We start from the raw sequence: 20477 nt of genomic DNA, 5'->3' as shown, positions 1-20477 counted from the left end.
ACAAGCTCGACTGGTGCGACATTGAGATGAAGCTGTTCGGCTATTACGAAGCGACAACACTCAAAGGCCGGAACATTGTCGCGGTTAAGATGGCAATCGATCACGCCAAACTATTAATCACGCGCATGCCGCCCCCCGTGAGACGCCTCGCCAAGAGCGTGCTCAGGCTGTTAAAATATTGACTGGTTGCTGGCGCGCGCCAAGAGCCGCCTGTCGCGACGTATGTCTGAATCTGGCCCGTTGCTGACCTCGCGCGGAGAGCCGAAAGGTCAAATGACATATTCTCTCACCCAAATGCCTTCAAAGCTCGCGGTTCCAATGTCGGTTTTGCCCCGCTAAGCCTCTTTCTTTATTCGATTAGTAGTTGTATTTTAATATCTCGCCCGGCCGCCATATGCCAAAGTACATAGATGGCTGGGCCGAGGCAGAGTCCATGCCAGACGTGTCTGCGGAGCAGCGGATCTTCAAGCGCGACCAGCTTGTGATCGTGGATCGACAACCGATCGTTCTACTGGGGCTGAGATCGATACTCGGAGCACAGCAGGACTTCGACGTTGTCGCATCATGCCGCGATGGGACAAGCTGCCTCGAAGCCATTCGGAATTTGACGCCCGACGTCGCGCTTGTTGCCGACACCCTGCCAGATCTGACGGTAAGCGAGATCCTGGCGATTGCGAAAGCTGAGAATCTTCCCACGCGCCTGGTGTTCTTTATCGAGTCCGAATCCAACCACGATCTAGCCGCAGCGGTTGCTGCCGGCGCCTGCAGCGCAATTTCGAAGTACGAGTCCCCCGACAGCATGCTGCGACTACTGCGGCTGTTGACGAAGCGCAGTATGTCGCCCGCGCATTTCGGTCTCTCGCCAGCCGGCAAGGAAGCTGACGGCGTCGGCAAAATTGAAGAGAGTCTGGAGCAAAAACTGACGCACCGGGAACGTCAAATCGCGCGACTGGTGTCAGAAGGAATGTCGAACAAGGAGATCGCGCGCCAACTAAACGTTTCACCAGGGACAGTCAGTGTACACCTGCACAATATATTTCAGAAGCTTGAGATCACCAACAGGACTGTGCTCGCTAGCCTCGCGTTGTTAAAACATCCCTCCGGCTTCGGCACACTCGCGCTGGCCTTTCTGGTGGTCGACATTGCGGACGAACTCAAGGCGTCTCAAGCGAACGACATATTTCCGAATGATGACAGCATCGGCCACGCCGGAGAGCAGGCCGGGTATGAGCCCTGGAAAAAAGCCATTCTCCAGCACCTCATCATCTGGGGATCCGGCGAGACGCCGCCGCTCAGCCAGAGAGACTTTTTGGCCAAGCTGGGCCAAGTCCCGAACACGGCGGCGGCAATAAAAGCGCTGCGCGTGGCTGAGCAATCTGCAGGCTCAAAACCGTGGAAAAACTACGGTCCTGTTGGATCGAGCACGCCCAATGTTCCTGCGCCTCTACTGCGAGGAACCGGCCAAACACAGATTGGAGGTGACCTGACCGCGGAACATCAATTCCCCTGGCTTGCTTCCAATCCGATGTCGATTCAGGGTGGGTATGGCACCTTCGCCACTCTCGCCGGTGCGTTGATCTATGCACTGTACGACCCCCATCTCGCCGTGCAGTCGCATGACCTGGGTCAAGCGTCGATCGACAGCTTCGTGGCCGTCGCCGAAGAGAATGCGGCCACAAAACTGACCGCGATCACTCATGCCGACGCCAATCATGTACACAAGCCGGCCCCGGGCCTCCCTTCGCACGATTCCCGCCCGTCTTCCGCACATGCGACCACTGGAAACGAAAACGCCGCTGGAGAAGACGCACAGAGGCAAGTGAGTCACGACGCCGAGGGTGACACACTCCAAAAACCTGTTGGCTTGGTCGACCCCGGTCACGATGCCAGTGTTGGCGTATATAGCCGCGATCAACTGATGGGCGGCGGCAACGTTGATGGAAACGTTGTTCATCGTTCCCCGACCGATCCCAATTCTACATCTTGCCACTCCGCCTTCGACTTCGGATCTGGGTCGAGCAGGATCAATCTTGCCGCTTTCGGAGCGCTTGCGTGGCTGCATATGACAGCAGCAAGCAAGTCTATACCGCCACATACCCTCGCCTGGATCTACGACGTCGCAAGCAATGAAACGGTCGTCTATGTGAATCCGACCGATCGTGTTCTTGATATCGGGGATCGCGGCCTGCTGGAAATCCATTTGCAGGGGATTGTATCCGTCGCGGAACCGGATTTGTTCGACCATCGAGAAGGCGCAGCGGTCACCCTCACCACATCGGCGAGCGCACTCGATGAGACTGTTCTGAGTAAGGACATTGTCCAGGCCAGTGTCGAGGCGAGCGAGAGCACGCCCGGGACGGCGGGAGCTTGGGCCATTCTGCTCGACGACGGCTTGAGGTTCCAGTTCGGGCCGACCCGGACTGACTTGGGGGGAACGACCAGGTTCAGAACCTTCACTGGCGATTCGGCGGATGCAGCGGAAGAGAGCGATGGTTCGTCTGGCGAGTCGGTTCGCGTATCATCGATCGAACCTGCCCATAGCGCGGCGGCTGCGGCAGTTGGAAATCTCACATTGACGAGTGGTCCGACCAATGCGGACACCGGCGATTCGTCGACTGGGCTGAACGCGATCGTCCAACCGAGCGTCGCAACGGCCACCAACGCGGACCACGGCAACTCGCAGCACGCTTCGGAGTCAGGGGCTGCAAAGGCGGCGGCTATGGAATCGACTGAAGCTGGCTCCAAGCCGGGCAACGGCGTCGGCAATGGCGCGGAGCATAACGCGCCGGTTTCGAACGCTGCCGGGGCGTCAGCGGCAGTGAAGACGGCGGATCCGGCCGCTGTGGAACACGGCAACTTGTTGCACTCAACCGCTACGAACATACCGGAAGCAGTCGACATCGTCGATCCGGGCGTTGCAACCGGAGGCAACGCCGAACACGGCAACTCGCAGCACGCTTCGGAGTCAGGGGCTGCAAAGGCGGCGGCTACGGAATCGACTGAAGCTGGCTCCAAGCCGGGCAATGGCGCGGAGCATAACGCGCCGGTTTCGAACGCTGCCGGGGCGTCAGCGGCAGTGAAGACGGCGGATCCGGCCGCCGTGGAACACGGCAACTCGTTGCACTCAACCGCTACGAACATACCGGAAGCAGTCGACATCGTCGATCCGGGCGTTGCAACCGGAGGCAACGCCGAACGCGGAAACTCGCAGCACGCTTCGGAGTCAGGGGCTGCAAAGGCGGCGGCTACGGAATCGACTGAAGCTGGCTCCAAGCCGGGCAACGGCGTCGGCAATGGCGCGGAGCATAACGCGCCGGTTTCGAACGCTGCCGGGGCGTCAGCGGCAGTGAAGACGGCGGATCCGGCCGCCGTGGAACATGGCTACTCGTTGCACTCAACCGCTACGAACATACCGGAAGCAGTCGAAATCGTCGATCCGGGCGTTGCAACCGGAGGCAACGCCGAACGCGGAAACTCGCAGCACGCTTCGGAGTCTGCTGCAATCGCCCCTGAAGACGCGCAGCCGGCCAAAGCTGCGTCCGAGACAGGCGGCGCAGATCAAGAACCGGTGTTCCGCTTCGATAGCGAGACAGTTCCTTCCACTCTCGTCGCGGTGGTTGAGCTTAAGGAACTAAATGATGCGCGCGATCCGCACGTTCCCCTTGGTCAGAAAGGGTTCCTCGATATGCTAGGCCAAATGGTCCCCAACGCACCAGACGAACACGCGGCCAACCACGGCAATAATGGTCCGCATCACGGCATCGTACTTGCGCCTCATGACTTGCTGATTTGAAGCGTTGCATCGTCATTGACTGAAATGGGCAGGGGCGCGACAGCGAGGGCCCGATGTACAAGCAGCTGCCTGCGCACGTAGGACGCTGACGTGGGAACCCTCCGCGTCCGCGGCATCGCGACTTCCGCTTCTGGCCAAGGCCGAACTGGTGGCATGTCGGTCTCAATGTCGACTTCTGGGAGCAAACCGGACGCGACGAGTTTATGAGGACACGCCCTGGAGCTGGCTGAATTTTGGTTGAAACGATGCGCGCTCGGGACAACTCGGTTCACCTCTCCCCGTCGGGGAGAGGTGGACCACAAGCCGCCCACACAACGCGGGCGGCCCTTGCGTCATCGTCCGCGCAAGCTCAGTGCAGGGGATCGCCCTGGCCGAGCGCGTAGGCCACGAGATCCTTCAGCGCGAAGCTCGAGCCCGTCACCGGCGCCCATTGCGGGTCGAGCGACAGCACGGAGGAATTGTCGCCGAACATCATGCCGAGGAAGACCTCGGCCACGATGCGACCGCCGACGGGGCCGAGTTGCGGCGTGTTGATGGGGCCGGGCGCGCCGGTGGCCGGGATCGTGACGGCGGTCTGGAACTGCCGTGCCTCGGCCAGGATGTAGGCCCAGAGCGGGCAATTGCCGGCGAACACGCCGTTCGCGATCGAGGCGATCTGAACTTGCGGATCGTCCGGTCCCGGCTCGTCGACGGCCTTGCCGATGATGATCTGGTCGTCCGTCAGCGGCGTCAGATTCATCGCCCTGGCGACGGCCTGGCCCGAGGGCAGGCCGAGCCGCCAGTTGCGCTCGAGATTGCGCAGCGCGAGCGACGACGGATTGGACGCGACTTCCGGCGGCAGCTTGCGCAGCGGGTCGACCAGCGACGTATCGATGCGATAGGCGAACTGAAGCCGCCTGTTGTTGTCGGCATTGGTGTCGTCGTCCTCGACGCCATAGGGGCGCGTGTCGAGATCGATGAAGCGGCCCCAGTCCATGGCGCGCCCCGGACCCATGGCACGGAAGCCGGTCAGCGCATTGTGGTCGGGATTGTGGGGATCGGGGAAGATCTGCAACAGCATGTTGGCCGCATCGTTCAGCCGATAGCCGGGACGGATCATGGAGTGCCCGAGCCGGTAGGCCGCGACCGAGAACTCGACCGGCATGAAGGGGTAGGTCTTCCAGTGGTAATAGGCGAGCTTGCTGCGGTCGTAGCGGCCTGCGGTCTTCAGCTCGTCCAGCACGCTGGTGTGGACGATGCGCGGCAGGAAGTCGTTCATGACGACGTATTGATAGTGGAAGCGGACGCGCTGCTGCACCTCCTCGAACGACAGGCTGTCATTGTCGTCGACCATGCGGTTGTGAAAGCGCAGCATCAGGGCCTGGAACTGCGAGACGATGCTGTTCTCGTCGTTGCGAGGATCGCCGATCAGCGCACGTCCCTTGAAGCGCGGCAGGTCGCTGGCATCGGGCACGCCCGCGCCGGTCAGCTTCTCGCCGAGGCGGAACTTGATGCCGTCATACATGTAGGGCTGGTCGTTCGGACCGCGGCCGTAGAGATTGTCCAGATCGAGCGCCGGCGTGCGGAAGTCGACGAGCCCGTCGGGATCCTGCTGCTTGGTCAGCGAGCTGACCGGATCGAAGGTGATGTCGTGGTCGATGAACTGGCCGAAATAGGTGTAGAGCGCGGGAATGCCGCTCTCCTCCGCGTCCGGTCCGTCCTTCGGCGCATCGAACTTGCCGACCATCTTGTCGGCCAGCGCCGAAAGGTTCGCGATGTTGTCGGCGTCGTTGAGGCCGAATCTTGCCGGTGTGAGCTTGCGGAACATGCGGCCGAAGCGGCCCTGGGAAAGCGGCGAGCGCGTTGCGTTCAGACCGCGCGGAACAATGCTGTGGCGGCTGCTCATAGATGACCTCCCTGAAAAGTCACGATGGAAACAAGTCAAGCTGAAGTTGTTCGCGCTGGAATATGCAGGCTAGGCTAGATCACACCCGCCACAAGCGAGATAGATCACACTTGTCCGGCGTTGGCGGTTCTTCAGAGGGAGGCGCTTTGCGAGCAAGCTGCGGCCGCGCTTTGCAAATTCTTCCCGGAGCGATGACGGATAACATTCTCGTCATCGATCGGTACAAGCGGCTTGGCGCAGTGTCAGTTCGCCGGGCTGTCGGCACGGCGGATCGTCTTCACGCGAAGACTGTGGCGGCGCGCGCGTCATGCGCCCGGACTTGCCCGACACTTTGTCGTGCTCGTCCTGGTGTCCGCAGTGGGCGCTGCGTTCGACATGCGTCTATGATGAGGCAAGCTGCGGCGAGCAATGTGATCCCGGCCACAGTTCGAGGCCGGGTTCCGGCCTATCGTCGGCGGACTTGCACACGTCGCTCCCGGAGGCCTACGCTTTGCCTCATTCGGGTCAGTTATTTTGGAGGTTCTGATGCAAAGGTCATATTTGCTGGCTGCGACAGCAGCGCTGGCGCTTCTCATGCAAACACCGCTCGCGCTGGCGCAGAGCGCTCCGGCCGCCACGACGACGACAACGCCGACCACGACCACCGACACGTCAGGCCAGCCGTCCGACTCCAAGAAGAGCGCATCGAAGAAGCCGGCGAAGAAGAAGATGACGCGGCAGCAAGAGATCGATCATTCGGTCGACACCGGCACGGTGCCCGCGCGCTATCGCAGCTCGGTGCCCAAGCAGTACCAGCAATATATTCCGTTCGAGAAGCAGTAACGGATCGCACGGCGGCGCGGCGCGATCGACGTCGGCGCCGCCGGTGCCATACGAGGACGGCCCTGGCTGGCCATGCGGGAAGCGGACCACAGATACGTTGTGGCGGTCTGCCGGAGCAGTGCTAGAGTAGGGCAAAGCCGGGGGGAGTAATGAGTGACGACGTGAAGGATGCTGGCCTTGTGGCCATGATCAGCAGCATCCTGGGAGGCAGCAAGCGCGCAGACATCGTCGCACCGCCGCCGCTCACCGAGGGGCCACCAACAGCGCCGACGAATGGATTTGACCCGGTCGAAGCGCCCATCCCCGCTGCGGCAGCAGTCAAGCCGGATGATCATGCCTCCGATGCCGCGCCGGCAGTCGCCAAGCCGGTCGAACCGCCCGCGAAGATCGCCACGACACCAGATGGCAGGCAATTGCTGCCCGCGGAAGCGATTGCCGATCTCGTGCTCGGCGAGTTGCGCAAGCTGGACGATTTTCCCGCGTCCGGCGTCTCGGTCACGGTCTACGGCTACCGGCATTGGAACGCGATGATCACCTTCGCGCCGTTCTCGACCACGTTCCAGAACGCGACGCGGTTCCGCCAGGCCATGCCGGACCTCGTCTTCAAGCTGCGCCGTTTCGTCCAACTTGAGATATAGTCCGGGCAATCGCCCGTGAGTGGACGCGCGATCCCGGGGGATCGCGGCGCGAATGCGCCGCTGTAGCCAAAACGGTTCGACAGGATCTACGAATTGAGCGTTGCCTTTACCAAGGAAGAAAGCGCCGAGACGGCGTCCGAGACGCTGTTGCCGGATCGGCCGATCTCGCCTCATCCGAACCTCGTGACGGAAGCCGGCCTGCAGGCGTTGCAGGCGCAGCTTCAACAAGCGCGCGAGGCCTATGAGGCCGCACAAGCCATCGACGACGTCAACGAGAAGCGCCGGCAATCCGCGGTCCCCCTGCGCGACGCCCGCTATCTGACGGAAAGGCTGCGCACAGCGCAGGTCATTCCCACCCCGGTCTCGACCGATACCGTCGCCTTCGGCAGCACGGTGACCTTCAGCCGCCCTGACGGCCGCGTGCAGACCTATCGCATCGTCGGCGAGGACGAAGCCGATCCGAAGGCGGGCTCGATCTCGTTCGTCTCGCCGGTCGCGAGGTCGCTGATCGGGAAGGCCGTGGGTGATGTCGTCGGAGCGGGCGCGCAGGAGATCGAGATTTTGTCGATCGGGTAGGGGCGCGCAGGCGAGGCGAGGATTGCTATCGACAGGAGCAATCTCATTCGCCTAAAGCATGGACCATGCTTGTCCGTTGTCTTGTCCTGATATCGATGGTCTCCGCTGTGTCCGCGAAACAAGGCGCGATGGCCGGATGAGACGTTTTCTGTCGGGGGCGTTGCCATTTTACGCGCTGGCCGGATTGGCCATGTGCATGTACCTCGTCCTGTACAAGACGGACCTCTTCGACTTGAACGCCATCGTCTATGGCGCGACCGGTTCGTCATGGTTTCTGGTCTTTATGTTCGTCTGCGTGCTCCTGGAATCGGTCTTCCCGTATTTCGGCTATTTTCCCGGAACCGCCCTCATCCTGATGTCCGTGGCGCTCAATCCGAAGCCTGCGGATGTCTCCGTTTTCATCGTGGCCTGGCTGGCCATCATCGTGGGCGCCGTCTTAAGTTACGGGCAGGCTCGTTTTTTCAGACCGCTGTTGCAGCGGGTTGCCTCAAGAGCGGCACTGAACCGGTGCGAGTGCCTTCTCGACGCCTATGGCCCCTACGCGCGCGTTGCCCTGTTCGTTCATCCCAACGCTTGCGCGATGTATTTCACGGCGCTCGGACTTCTCGGCCGGAACCTGACGCGAGAGCTCGCCCATCTTGGCGTGGGCGCAGCGGCCTGTGTGGGCGTTCTGTTCGTCGTCGTGACCAGACTCGTGTCGTCCGTAGGCGCCACCGATGATGGGGAATTGCAGCTGCTGCTGGCGGCAGGGCTGGTCGCCATCGGGACCCTCGTCGGCCTCTACGCGGCCTGGCGGCCGGAGCGGGTCGCGTGAAGCTTGCGTGCGCGTGAACCGGCGCGGTCTCATCCCTTGCTCCGTCATTGCGAGCGCAGCGAAGCAATCCAGAGTCTTTCCGCGAAGGGATGCTGGATTGCTTCGCTCCGCTCGCAATGACGGGCTCAGGAACTCTCTCCCCGCACGAGCACATTTCACGCAGAGTACTGCGCTCGATCTACGAGGGCGCTCGCGACATGGCGCGCCAGATCGCGAGATCGTCGGAGGGAAGGGCCTCGGGTCGGCTCCGCAAGAAAATCGAGATGTTGATCGTGCACCTCAAGCGCATTCTCAGGCTCGACCGTTCGGGTTTACGGGGTCCAAACGGCGCGCGCGACGAGTGCATCCTCGCAGCCACCGCCCAAAACTTTCGAAATATGGTCAAGCTGATCCCGATGTGGTCGATCGTCTCTTAAGGATGTCCTCCTCGACGATTAGCATCTTGGTGATCGCTTAGGATGCGAGGCGGGAGCTCACTGCCGTTCCAACGCATGATAATAAGTGCTCGAGCCTGCGACTGAGGTAGGTCTTCAGGTTCAGCCCGTCGTCCACGCGGCACGGCGACCGCCGCATTCACCCTGCGGCGCGCTGAAACATCAGAACAGAGCTCGCGCCGGCGACGGGCCTGAAGAAGCGCTAATCCAGTTCGAAAGCCGAACTGTAATCCCGCCTGAGATCGGGATTCTGCTCGCCCTTGCATAGCACGCAGTTGCCGACTACGAGCACATCCAGCTCGTTGCCCATGAAGCAGCGGAAAGCATCTTCCGGCGTGCATACGATCGGCTCGCCGCGCACGTTGAAGCTGGTGTTGACCAGAATCGGGCACCCCGTCCGCGCCTTGAATCGCGTGAGCAGCCGATGAAAGCGCGGATTGGTCTCGGCGCTGACCGTCTGGATGCGGGCGGAATAATCGACATGGGTTACCGCGGGAATGTCCGAGCGGGCAATGTTGAGCTTGTCGATGCCGAACAGCGCCTGCTCCTCTGCGCTCATGGCGCGCCGCTTGTCCTTCCTCACGTTGGCGACGATCAGCATGTAGGGACTGTCTGAATCGAGCTCGAACCAGTCGGCGACGTCCTCGCGCAGCACCGCCGGCGCAAAGGGACGAAAACTCTCACGGTACTTCACCTTGAGATTGAGGTTCTTCTGCATGGTCGGCGAGCGGGGATCGCCGAGGATCGAGCGCGCCCCCAGCGAGCGTGGGCCAAATTCCATACGGCCTTGGAACCACCCCACCGCGAGCTGATCGGACAGTGCCTTGGCCGTTGCCTCGATCATGTCGTCCTCACCCAGAACGGCATAGCGCGCCCCGCAAGCGGTCAGCCTCCGTTCAATCTCGCTGTCCGAAAATTCCGGCCCGAGAAAAGCGCCGGACATTCCATCAGTCACGGCGATGCTGCGCGGCCGGCCCTTGAACTGATGGAAGGCCGCAAGTGCCGCGCCGACTGCGCCGCCCGCATCGCCCGCCGCCGGCTGAATCCAGAGACGGTCGAACTGGCCGCCGCGCAGCACCTTCCCATTGGCCACGCAATTGAGGGCCACGCCGCCGGCAAGACAGAGATTGCGTGCACCGGTCCGGCTCGCGAGGCTGCGCGTCAGCCGCAGCACCGCTTCCTCCAGCACCGCCTGAATGGAGGCTGCTACATCCATGTGGAACGGCGTCAGCAGCTGATCCGGCGAGCGCGTAGGCTGCTCGAACAGCTGGGCGAACCGCTCGTTGGTCATGGCGAGGCCGGTGCAATAGTCGAAATAGGACATGTTCAGCCGGAATGATCCGTCGGGCTTCAGGTCGACCAAATGATCCAGAATACGCTGCGCGTATTTGGGCTGGCCGTAAGGCGCCAACCCCATCACCTTGTACTCTCCGGAATTAACCTTGAAGCCCGTGTAATAGGTCACGGCCGAATAGAGCAGGCCGAGGGAATGGGGAAAATGAATCTCCTGGAAGATTTCGAGGCGGCTGCCGTCGCCTGTCGCCGCCGACGTCGTCGCCCATTCTCCGACCCCGTCCATGGTGAGGACTGCGGCCTTGTCGAACGGCGATGGGTAGAACGCGGACGCGGCGTGGCTTAGATGATGCTCGGCGAATAGCAGCTTCTCCGATCCGAAATTCTCATCGAACTCCCGAAGCAGGTTTCGCAACAGGCTCTTCTGGAACAGCTTCTCCTTGAGCCACAGCGGAATCGCCATCTGGAAGGAGCGGAAGCCACGTGGTGCAAGCGCGATATACGTTTCAAGCAGGCGCTCGAATTTCAGGAATGGCTTGTCGTAGAACACGACATGATCGATTTTGGAAAGTCTTGCGCCCGCAGCTTCCAGGCAGTAGCGAACCGCATGGCGCGGAAACGACGCATCGTGCTTCTGGCGTGTGAAGCGCTCCTCTTGAGCGGCAGCGACGATGCGACCGTCCTCGACGAGCGCCGCGGCGCTGTCGTGATAGAACGCAGAGATGCCGAGAATGCGCATTTACCTCAGAACAGCGTGTAGATGAACGGCGCGACCGCAGAGCCCTTCGCTAGCACGATAACGCCCCCAAACACGACCATCATGATCAGGATCGGCAGCAGCCAGAATTTCTTCCGCACACGCATGAAGCGCCAAAGCTCGGCCAGAAACTCCATCATCAGAACTGGTCTCTCATCGTTTCCGGCGCGGGCCCCGGCGTGCGCGCGATCCAATAGCTCTCCGCACCGGGCTCGCGTTTCAGCCGCAGCAGATCTTTGCCGCGCAGCCGCATGACGAGGCCGGTCGGCAAGATCGTACCGTAGAAGAGAAGACCCATGACGATGGGGTTGATGACCTTGTGCAGAAGCAGGCCGAATTTCATCCAAAAGCGATTGAGCGGGTGCAGCATGGACGGACGAATCCAGGCCGCGGCGAGGAAAAGAGCCGCGGCGGATAGGGTCCACGGCCACAGCTGGCCAAGGTGCCAGCCGTTCGAAAGACTTAGAAGCGCGAGCGCACCCGCCATCACCCAGCCGAAGGTCCGGTCCGATCCCGGAAGCGATGCCTCCTCGCGGGTGAAACTTTCGTGGGTTGACTGCGGCATCAGAACTCTGCCTCCTTCATCGGGTTAGCTTGGCTGACTTCGAGCGCGAATCAAAGAAAATCGTAGTCCCTGACCCATGCATTCTGTCGAGACGCTCGGAGGTCATTTCGGAGATTTTCAATGCGATGGTTTCGCCTCCTCGGACAGGGGGCGCTGCTGTTGATCACCTGGGGCGCGATTATCGAGATTGGCTTAAGGCTGCAACAGCACTTTGGTCCGCTATTCGACCTCGAAATCGCGAGCGTTAATCGGCCCATCTAAGAGCAAGTTCCACCGGACTTTTTGCTGCCTGAGGGGTTCTCCAGTGTCCCCGTTGAGCAAGTTTCTTCCTAGATTCTCTCCCTCCAGCGAGAGAACTGCAAAACTTCCCGGTGCGTGCTCACCGCTCCGGCAAATTCTTTCAATAGAGTAGCTCTGCGAGGCGCTCGCGTGTCAACCTGTCAACCGTGTCAACCCAAGAATTGCCCGAACTAGCTGGCGAATTTTCGGGGCGCGTTTGTGCCGTAGGGGGTGGGGGACAGGGAAGGACCCGCGCCCGGCCCCGTCGCCAATGGCGAGGATCAAGCCAGCGAGTCCTAACGCAGCGATGAAGGCGCCCGCACCCGCGTCGCAACGGAACAGCACGAGGGCGAGCACGTCGGCGACGCGGTACGTCGCCCATGATCACAGCGCGGATCAACCAAATCACACGACTTGCATTCGGCATCCAACTTAGCACCCCGGTACACGTGGTTGCCGAGGGTGGCGGCGATCTGATGCGGTAAACGCCGGGGAGGATAGTCTCGACTGGCGGTGGGACACTGCGTTCTAGGCGAGAGCCGGACTTGGCAGCCTGCGATAGCCGGAAGGCTAATGGTTGGATCATCGCTCGACGACGCGATGGTTCAGCGTCACGTAATGAGCTTGCTGCACGGCCCGGTCGTCGTTTGTTCCGCCAGGATCGCGCTGAAACTGAGACGCTTGGCGGCAAGGCCGATGCGCATGATGGTCTTCTCCACGGGAGTGCGGAGTTTCATCATCTCGTCGATCATCGGTGCTAGCAACTCCACAGCGAAACATCGATGACCATAAAGCCGCCCGCGCTACGGCGCCGTTTGGGGGCGCGCGCGCAGACGGCTTTGCTCTATCGAGCTACGCCATCAGTCGGGACACCACTCTGGTCTTGGTTTGGTGTAGGGATGTACTGAGGATGAAGGGTTGCTAGAGAGGCTACATTGACCTTTTGCTTCGATTTTTCATACCTTTAATGCTTCAACATGTAGGGATGTAGGGATAAAGCTATACGCACACATGAGAAGGTTGCTTATTGCCCCGTCCCGCACCCTAAAAGAGTCAGAGAAGGAAGATTTTCACATAACCTGCATGCCCTACATGCGCCCCGCTTAACCCGTTCACTCGCTTACGCTATTCGCCCTATGTAGTATCCAGATCGACGCTACATCGATGTAGGATCACCCTGCACGATCAGACCGCCGGAGTGTCATCCTCGCTGGGCGGCGGGTGGTCGGCGCGACGACGCGGCGTCTCGGACACGTTCTTGAACGCGACGCGCACATAGCGCATACCGGCTGCGACGCGTTCCTTGACCAATCCGCCCAGGTCGCGAAAGCATCCTGCATCGTCTGTGCCGACACCATAGAGCCGCTTCGCTGTCGGCCTTGGACGGCACGCCTTCAGCGCATGAGACTTCGTCGGCTGGATCGACCTCATTCTCTTCTCCTTGCCCCCAATGGGGAAACCCCTCGGCGGGGTGCGGAGCGAGGGCAGAATGGCTCCAAGTCGCGACGCGCCTCGAGCGCGATCCGTCGAAAGCTTATTGCGTGCAGGTGATCAATTTGCTGGGAAGTTCACGGCGGGCGCCGATCGGCAAAACCCATGCTCAAGTATCTACCATTCATCTATCTGAGCGACGGCGATCAGCATCACGTCCAAGATGGGGACGGAGCAATCTATTTCGAGGACCAGGCATTACCTCGCCGAGGTCGATAGCAAACTAATCGATGTCGAGTGTCCTGACGAACCGACGGGCTTGGCCCGGCGAAAGAAGCCGCAAATCCGAGCGCGGCGTCTCGCGGCTGTTCTGAGGATCGAGTCACCGGCGGAATGAAGAGTCGTTAACGCGAATAATCCGCGCGAAAGCGACTTGAGAACTACCGAGGTCGCAGTCTGGCAAACCGAAGTATGCGACGCCCGCTGAGTAGACCGGATTCGCGCATCTGTCGACGCGTCGCGCCGGCTGGAAGGGGGTGATCCAGAGAGCGCACCGGCGGCCATTTCTGAGGCTTTGAAGGGTCTTAGAATTCCAGCACAGCCGTCATCTAGGGGAACGTTTACAGCAAACGGCAATCTCCTCTCATGTACCGCATCGACTAGTTCTAACTCCAACGCGTCTAAGTTGGAGCGCGCCATTGTCTACGTTGGAATTGATGTCGGTCTTTTGCTTCGATGTAGGGATGTAGGGTTGGTGTATGGTTGCGACACACCCTACACCAACGTTTTCTCTCTATTTTTCATGCCTTTATTTCACCTTGGTGTAGGGATGTAGGGTTGAGTCTATACGCACACATGAGAAGGTGTTCTTTGCCTCTCCCTGATCACAAATTATAAAAGGAAGGCTCGGGCAGCTTCCAACCATACATCCCTACACCCACACCGTTTAACCTCTTGATCTTGTTTTTCTTTCAAGCGGTGTAGGATCGCCCGCAATCCTACACCAACCCTACAACGCTACACCGGCGCGCCATTGCATTGTCGGTTGGCAAGGCTTTGTCACTCGACGACGCGGTACGTTGGGCGCCAATGAGCGAAGGGCGGAGATATCGCGCTCGGCTGTGCTGCGCTTCTTGGATCGCGCCAAGACAAGCCGGGCACATCGTGCGCCTCCTCTCGGTATCTGTTAGCCAAGTGCAAGTGATCGGATGGCAGCACGACATTGCTGTCTTGTCCGTTCTCCGGGGTGCCCCCTTCTAAGGGGGTGCGGGGCGCAGACATGAGCGCCCTAAGAGGCAGCCAAGCAGCTCATTACGCTGGTGAGTTTGCGTGCTGCCGTTACAGCACTCGATGAGCACGAAAATCTCTCCCGTGGCAGTGCGATGAAGAAAGCGAGAACAGATAATACACCGGCGATAATCACTGGGCGGATTTTGGGCGTATTCGTTCGTGTTTTGACGCCCAAAAACGTCACGGAACGCACATTGGAACCGAGGGGATGCTCGAAAAAAGCCTTATAAAGAAGGGGTTTGATGGTGGGCGCACAAGGGATCGAACCTTGGACCTCTCCCGTGTGAAGGGAACGCTCTCCCGCTGAGCTATGCGCCCGGGACCATCATGCCGACGGCCGGACTTTCGGCCGGCCGGCGCATCAGAGCCCGCGATTTAGAAGTGCGGGCCAGAGGTGTCAAGTTTCCAGGCGCCTCGCGCCCGGAAAACCTTCCCATGGATCGCGCAACCCGGCTGCCAGGCCGCGTTTTGGCCGGCTTACGCGCCCTGCTGGCGGGCGCGGGAGGCGTGGGCCTGGAGCGCGCGGATGCGCTCGGCGAGCGTTCCGCCGCCCTCGGGCAGGGTGCCTGCGGCCGCGCCGTGGGTCGCGGTGTCGTTGGCCGGGCGCGGCGCCGGTTTCGGCGGCTGGCCGGCCTCGGCCGCAAGCAGGGCCTCGATCGGCGAGTTCGGGCCTTCGAGCTGCATCGCGAGCTTTGCGACCTCGGCGGCGATGTCGTTGATGCGCTCGCGCAGCAGCGCGTTCTCCATGCGCTCGGTCGCCCAGGAGCTTTCCGCCTGCTGCTGGATCGCGTTGATGTCGCGCTGGAGCTTGGCGCGCTCGTCGCGCGCGGTGCGGAGCTGCTCCTCCAGCGCGGTCTTTTCCGCGCGGAGCTGCTCCATGGCGGCCGACGACTTGCCGCCGCTCAAGGCGGCGATCTCGACGCGCAATTCCTTGATGGTGCGCTCGGAGCCCTCACTGGCCTGGCGGAGCTGGTTGTTCTCGTAGTCGCGCTCGGCGAGCAGCTTGCCTTGCGTGGCGAGGCGTCCCTCAAGGTCGGCGACGCGGCCCGAGAGCATCTCGGCCTCCTTCACCTGCACGATGAGCTGGCGATCGAGCTCGGTGACGCGCTGGCTCAGATTCTCGACGCGGCCGCGTGCATCCGCAAGCTCGCGCGAGGCGGTCTCGGATTCGGTACGTTCCTGCGCCAGCCGCGCCTGCGTCGCGGCAAACTCCTTCTCGGCATCGCCGACGCGATTCTTCAATTCCTCGATCTGCGCACGCACCGCGACCAGCTCGACCTGGCGGCTCTCCGCCATCATCGAGCGGTTGGACAGTTCGGAGTTGATCTTTGCGAGCTCGCCCTGCTTGTCGGTCAGCGCATTCTCGGCGGCGCGCAGGGCTTCGGTCTTGGCGCTGAATTCCTCTTCGGTGGCGCGGAGCTGCTCCTTCACCGCCTTCTCGCGCGCTTCCAGCGCGAAGATCGTGGCGTTCTTCTCCCCGAGCTCGATCTTCATGCGGTTGATGGCGTCGCTCTTCTTGCCGAGCTCGGCGAGCTGGCTCGTGGTCTTGTTCTTGAGCTGGTCGACGCTCATCTCGAGCCGTCGCGCCGACATGGCGAATTCGGCGCGGAGCTGGTCCTTGTCGGCCTGGATCTCGGCCATCGACAGCGGGGTGGCGGCCTCGAGCCGGCGCGTGGTCAGGCGCACCGCGCGATTATGCACCAGCGGCACGATGGCAAGCCCGCACAGCATCGCGAGCAGGAAACCGATCGCCAGGTACATGATCGGTTCGACCATGGGCCAGAACTCCCAAAGCTAAGGAAAAATTTACCAACGACAATGCATGGCGGGCCGGCAAAAAGCCAGCCCTGCCCTGTTGTTAACGTGAATCCGGAATTGGACCGGTGGAGGGGAGTCTAGAACGGGTTCCAGGTCGCGCGCGGCGTGTATTTCAGGTAGCCGATATTGGCTCCCAGCCGCAGGCCGAGTCCGGAGCGGATCGGCACCAGCACGATGTTGTTGGCGGTGAGCGCCGTCATGCCGAAGCCGCCGATGATATAGGCCGAGCCGTCGAGGCCGGCGAAGCGCTGGTAGATCGCGTTGGTGGCGGGCAGGTTGTAGACCAGCGTCATGGTGCGCGCGCCGTCGCCGCCCCAGTCGAAGCCGAGCGAGGGGCCCTGCCAGTAGACGCGCAGGTCGCCGGCGTTCTTGGTGTAGAGCGTGCCTTCGCCGTAGCGCAGGCCGGCGACGAATGCGCCGGAACCTTCCTCACCCAGAATATAGCCGTTCGGCAGGCCCCATTGGCTGACCGCCTTCTCGATGATCGAGGCGAGCCCGCGCGAGACGTTGCCGAAGAAGCGATGGCCGGCCGTCACGAGTTCGTCCGGCCCGTAGGTGTTGGGCGTCGGGGTCCGCTGCGGCGGCGGCAGGTCGGGCGGCGGCGCCTGCTGGGCGGAGGCCGGCGCGATCCAGCCGACCATCGCGACAAGCGCGAGCGCAGCGAGGCGTGATGCGAAAGTCATAAAAGAACCCCTGGTATCGAAACCGATCGCTTCCTTAACCTGACGCCAACAGGCACGGCTCTAGGTTGCGCCGGATGTCCCCTCGACTCGGATGTTATCCGCAGCAACTATGACGGCACAACGGCAGGAAGATAGCCCTTTGCGCCCCGGAATTGCCTTGATCGGCCGCCTCGTCTGCCTGCTGGCGGGCATTTGGATCGCCTGCGCATGGTTGCCGGCCCAGGCTGCCACCACCGAACGGATCGTCGTCAACCGCTTCAGCGGCGTCGCCATCGAGGGCTTCGACCCCGTCGCCTATTTCGTCGATGGCAGAGCCGCGCAGGGGACGGCCGAATTCGAAGCCAACCTCTGGGGCGCGGTCTGGCGCTTCCGGAACGAGGGCAACCGGGCCTCCTTCCTGGCCCATCCCGAGATCTATGGACCGCAGTTCGGCGGCTATGACCCAGCCGACATCGCCCGCGGCGTCACCATCGCCGGCAACCCCCGCTTCTTCGCGATCGTGGCGCAGCGGCTCTACCTGTTCAGCCAGGAAGCCAATCGCGACGCCTTCGCCGCCAACCCGGACCGCTTCCTCTACGAAGTCGGCAAGCGCTGGCCGGCGCTTCAGGAACAGCTCAGTCAGTAGCAGCCTACCGCCTGCGGGTCGCCCCAGGCGATGAACTCCGGGATGATGAAGCCGGTGTCCTGCCGCTGGCCGAACAGGATCTCGCCGCGCTTGCCGTCGGTGACCTTGCCGCCGGCCGCGGTCACGACCGCGCAGCCGGCCCCGACATCCCACTCCGAAGTGGGCCCGAAGCGGGGATAGATGTCGGCGCTGCCTTCGGCGATCCGGCCGAATTTCACGGCCGAGCCGACCGTCCTTCTGACGGCATTGGGCCTGTTATCGATGAACGCTTCGCTTTTGGGATCGCCGTGCGAGCGGCTCACCGCTGCGACCCAGGGCTGGCCCGGCGCCGGCAGCTTGCGGGTGTGGACCGGCTCGGCGGCACCGATGGTAGCGCCATCAAATCGGACGCGCTCGGCGCCGCGGCCGAGGATGCCGCGCCAGAGCAGCCCGAGCGCGGGCGCGCTGACGATGCCGAGCAGGGGCACCCCCTGAGTGACGAGGGCGAGGTTAACGGTGAACTCGTCGCGGCCGGCGACGAACTCCTTGGTGCCGTCGAGCGGATCGATCAGGAAGAAGCTGTCGCGGAACGGCGGAGCGGCAAGCTGGGTCCGCTCCTCCGAGAGCGTCGGGATGTCGCCCGCCAACTGCGCCAGGCCGTCCGCGATGATGCGGTCGGCGGCAAGGTCCGCCTCGGTCACCGGCGATCCGTCCTGCTTGCCGTCGACCCGCATCGCCGCGCGGTTGACCGCGAGGATCGCTTCGCCCGCCTTCACCACCAGCGCGGTGAGCGGCTCCATCAGGCCGGATGCGGCCGCGCCGTCGATGATCCGCTTCACCTGCATGCCTCATTCATCGGCAATTCCGTTCCTGCTCGACTGATTCGCCCCGATTGATTCGATTGGGGCTTTATGGCCGCCCCGAACCGATCGCAAGCTAGCTGCCGCGGGCTTGCGAATGTTAGAACCTGCGGCATCCGTTAGCATGCGTGATTCGCCGCGTCCGCGCCGTGCAATTCCAGGAACCCTCCAGGACCCCTTTAATGTCTGGCACCTCGTCACCCGGTACCGCTACTGCTCCCGATATGCTCGAACTCGCCGCGCTGCTGTGCTCGCGGGTCTGCCACGATCTCATCAGCCCCGTCGGCGCCATCGTCAACGGGCTCGAAGTCCTCGACGACGATCCCAAGCCCGAGGACCGCGAGTTCGCGCTCGACCTGATTCGCAAGAGCGCCAAGACGGCCTCCGCCCGCCTCCAGTTCTGCCGTCTCGCCTTCGGCGCGGCCGGCTCCTCCGGCGCCCAGATCGACCTCGGCGATGCCCAGACCATGGCGCGCGGCCACATCGAGGACGGCAAGTGCACGATCACGTGGAATCTGCCGCGGCTGCTGCTGCCGAAGAACCGCGTCAAGCTGCTGCTCAACATGCTGGTCGTGGCCCAGCACACGATCCCGCGCGGCGGCACGCTCACGATCGATCCGATCGGCGAGGGCGAGGCGATGAGCTTTCGCATCACCGCGACCGGACACAATGCGCGCCTGCCGCAGAACATCGCCGAGCTCCTGAGCGGCGAGCGCGGGCCCGCAGCGGATGCGCACGCGATCCAGCCTTATTATACGCGGCTGCTCGCGCAGGCCTGCGGGCTCACCGTGACGCTCGCAGCGGAAGGCGCAGCCATCATCATTACCGCTTCGTAAACGCGCGCATCGCTCTTAAGACGTTAATCCAGTCTTTACGAGGCGCTTCGGCTTGTCCGGAGCGCCTTATCTCTTTGTTGATTCCGTTCTTTTCCACATACTCAACCATTATTAAACGCTTTGCGGTGAAGCTGGCCCCATTCCGAAATGGCGCATCACGCCTCGTGCGCGCCCTCCCTGTATGAAGGCCTGTTTTCATGGATGATCTGTTGCGGGAGTTCTTGACGGAGACCAGCGAGAGCCTGGACACCGTCGACAATCAGCTGGTGAAGTTCGAGCAGGAGCCGAACAACGCCAAGATCCTGGATAACATCTTCCGCCTGGTCCACACCATCAAGGGTACGTGCGGCTTCCTCGGCTTGCCGCGTCTGGAAGCGCTGGCGCATGCCGGCGAGACGCTGATGGGCAAGTTCCGTGACGGCATGCCGGTGACGGGGCAGGCGGTGACGGTGATCCTGTCCTCGATCGACCGCATCAAGGAGATTCTGGCTGGCCTCGAGGCGACCGAAGCCGAGCCGGAGGGCACCGACCGCGATCTCATCGACAAGCTGGAAGCGATGGTCGAGCAGGGCATGGCCGCAATGGCGGCGGGTGCTGCTGCTCCCGTTGCCGACGCCCCGCCGCTGGCGCCGGAAGCGCCGGCCGCCGCCGCACCTGCGCCGGCCAAGGAGATGACCTCCGGCACGTTGATCGACCAGACCCTGGAGCGCCCGCTGCGTCCGGGTGAAGTGTCGCTCGACGAGCTCGAGCGCGCCTTCCGCGAGACCGCGATCGAAGCTCCAATCCCCGCGCCAGTCGCCAAGGCTGACGTCAAGGCCGACCCCGCGCCGGCCGCGGAAGCCCCGGCCCCTGTCGCCAAGGAAGCTGTCAAGGAAGCTGCCAAGCCTGCCCCCAAGGAGAAGGCCGCGCCGAAGAAGTCGATGGCCGACGAGGGCGCCTCCGAGGGCGACCGCATCGCCAACCAGTCGATCCGCGTCAACGTGGATACGCTGGAGCATCTGATGACCATGGTCTCCGAGCTGGTGCTGACCCGCAACCAGCTGCTGGAGATCAGCAGGCGCAACGAGGACACCGAGTTCAAGGTGCCGTTGCAGCGCCT

Annotated in this window: 18 protein-coding genes, 1 tRNA gene and 1 pseudogene; 10 read left to right on the top strand and 10 right to left on the bottom strand. The window is 62.3% G+C overall.

The window, feature by feature from the left end; translation table 11 throughout:
• Both XI09_RS11675 and XI09_RS11670 read left to right on the top strand, forming a co-directional pair.
• On the top strand, positions 1–182 hold a 182-nt coding region (locus XI09_RS11675), incomplete at its 5' end, for a hypothetical protein (RefSeq protein WP_271566968.1).
• Between the two features lie 251 nt (positions 183–433).
• The gene (locus XI09_RS11670; RefSeq protein WP_271566967.1) at positions 434–3793 is read left to right on the top strand and encodes a LuxR C-terminal-related transcriptional regulator; all 3360 of its coding nucleotides are present in this window, start codon (positions 434–436) and stop codon (positions 3791–3793) included.
• A gap of 349 nt (positions 3794–4142) precedes the next feature.
• Here the strand turns inward: XI09_RS11670 and XI09_RS11665 are convergent, their stop codons facing one another.
• Positions 4143–5678, bottom strand: a complete 1536-nt coding sequence (locus tag XI09_RS11665; protein ID WP_271566966.1) for a peroxidase family protein — start codon at positions 5676–5678, stop codon at positions 4143–4145.
• Between the two features lie 525 nt (positions 5679–6203).
• Here XI09_RS11665 and XI09_RS11660 point away from each other — a divergent pair.
• The 5 genes and pseudogenes from XI09_RS11660 to XI09_RS11640 form a co-directional block, all read left to right on the top strand.
• Positions 6204–6500, top strand: a complete 297-nt coding sequence (locus XI09_RS11660) for a hypothetical protein (protein ID WP_271566965.1) — start codon at positions 6204–6206, stop codon at positions 6498–6500.
• 149 nt (positions 6501–6649) lie between these two features.
• Positions 6650–7138: a hypothetical protein gene (locus XI09_RS11655; protein ID WP_271566964.1), complete on the top strand. Its 489-nt coding sequence runs from the start codon at positions 6650–6652 to the stop codon at positions 7136–7138.
• 93 nt (positions 7139–7231) lie between these two features.
• Positions 7232–7714, top strand: a complete 483-nt coding sequence (greA, locus tag XI09_RS11650; protein WP_271566963.1) for a transcription elongation factor GreA — start codon at positions 7232–7234, stop codon at positions 7712–7714.
• Between the two features lie 136 nt (positions 7715–7850).
• A complete protein-coding gene (locus tag XI09_RS11645) occupies positions 7851–8528 on the top strand; it encodes a hypothetical protein (RefSeq protein ID WP_271566962.1) in 678 nt (225 codons plus the stop codon).
• A 155-nt stretch (positions 8529–8683) separates the two neighbouring features.
• A pseudogene (locus tag XI09_RS11640) lies at positions 8684–8944 on the top strand (IS5/IS1182 family transposase); the annotation flags it as partial.
• 220 nt (positions 8945–9164) lie between these two features.
• Here XI09_RS11640 and XI09_RS11635 read toward each other — a convergent pair.
• The 8 genes from XI09_RS11635 to XI09_RS11600 all read right to left on the bottom strand — a co-directional run bounded on the left by XI09_RS11635 (position 9165) and on the right by XI09_RS11600 (position 17078).
• Positions 9165–10994 (bottom strand): carbamoyltransferase family protein, encoded by a 1830-nt coding sequence (locus XI09_RS11635; protein WP_271566961.1) that lies wholly within the window; start codon positions 10992–10994, stop codon positions 9165–9167.
• A gap of 5 nt (positions 10995–10999) precedes the next feature.
• Positions 11000–11149, bottom strand: coding sequence for a DUF5989 family protein (locus tag XI09_RS11630; protein WP_271566969.1), 150 nt, complete (start codon positions 11147–11149; stop codon positions 11000–11002).
• 2 nt (positions 11150–11151) lie between these two features.
• The gene (locus XI09_RS11625; RefSeq protein ID WP_271566960.1) at positions 11152–11577 is read right to left on the bottom strand and encodes an SxtJ family membrane protein; all 426 of its coding nucleotides are present in this window, start codon (positions 11575–11577) and stop codon (positions 11152–11154) included.
• An 890-nt stretch (positions 11578–12467) separates the two neighbouring features.
• Positions 12468–12608 carry a hypothetical protein gene (locus tag XI09_RS11620; protein WP_271566959.1) on the bottom strand — a complete coding sequence of 47 codons (141 nt, stop codon included), beginning with the start codon at positions 12606–12608 and terminating at the stop codon, positions 12468–12470.
• Between the two features lie 433 nt (positions 12609–13041).
• On the bottom strand, positions 13042–13287 hold the full coding sequence (locus XI09_RS11615; RefSeq protein WP_271566958.1) for a hypothetical protein: 246 nt from the start codon (positions 13285–13287) through the stop codon (positions 13042–13044).
• A gap of 1533 nt (positions 13288–14820) precedes the next feature.
• Positions 14821–14895: transfer RNA gene (locus XI09_RS11610), tRNA-Val, on the bottom strand.
• Positions 14896–15054: 159 nt separating this feature from the next.
• Positions 15055–16353: a hypothetical protein gene (locus tag XI09_RS11605; RefSeq protein ID WP_271566957.1), complete on the bottom strand. Its 1299-nt coding sequence runs from the start codon at positions 16351–16353 to the stop codon at positions 15055–15057.
• 119 nt (positions 16354–16472) lie between these two features.
• On the bottom strand, positions 16473–17078 hold the full coding sequence (locus XI09_RS11600) for a DUF1134 domain-containing protein (RefSeq protein ID WP_271566956.1): 606 nt from the start codon (positions 17076–17078) through the stop codon (positions 16473–16475).
• 139 nt (positions 17079–17217) lie between these two features.
• Between XI09_RS11600 and XI09_RS11595 the strand changes: the two genes are divergently transcribed.
• Complete coding sequence (locus XI09_RS11595; RefSeq protein ID WP_271566955.1) at positions 17218–17703, top strand: YHS domain-containing (seleno)protein; 486 nt, start codon at positions 17218–17220, stop codon at positions 17701–17703.
• Here XI09_RS11595 and XI09_RS11590 read toward each other — a convergent pair.
• Positions 17697–18527 carry a 3'(2'),5'-bisphosphate nucleotidase CysQ family protein gene (locus tag XI09_RS11590; RefSeq protein ID WP_271566954.1) on the bottom strand — a complete coding sequence of 277 codons (831 nt, stop codon included), beginning with the start codon at positions 18525–18527 and terminating at the stop codon, positions 17697–17699. The two genes, XI09_RS11595 and XI09_RS11590, sit on opposite strands and share 7 nt — an antisense overlap.
• Before the next feature lie 197 nt (positions 18528–18724).
• On the opposite strand from XI09_RS11590, the gene chpT reads away from it, so the two are divergent.
• Both chpT and XI09_RS11580 read left to right on the top strand, forming a co-directional pair.
• The gene (gene chpT, locus XI09_RS11585; RefSeq protein WP_271566953.1) at positions 18725–19378 is read left to right on the top strand and encodes a histidine phosphotransferase ChpT; all 654 of its coding nucleotides are present in this window, start codon (positions 18725–18727) and stop codon (positions 19376–19378) included.
• Positions 19379–19575: 197 nt separating this feature from the next.
• On the top strand, positions 19576–20477 hold a 902-nt coding region (locus tag XI09_RS11580; RefSeq protein WP_271566952.1), incomplete at its 3' end, for an Hpt domain-containing protein.

Source organism: Bradyrhizobium sp. CCBAU 11386 (genome assembly GCF_028128955.1).
Taxonomy (GTDB): domain Bacteria; phylum Pseudomonadota; class Alphaproteobacteria; order Rhizobiales; family Xanthobacteraceae; genus Bradyrhizobium.
This window is presented reverse-complemented; position numbering and strand designations above follow the sequence as displayed.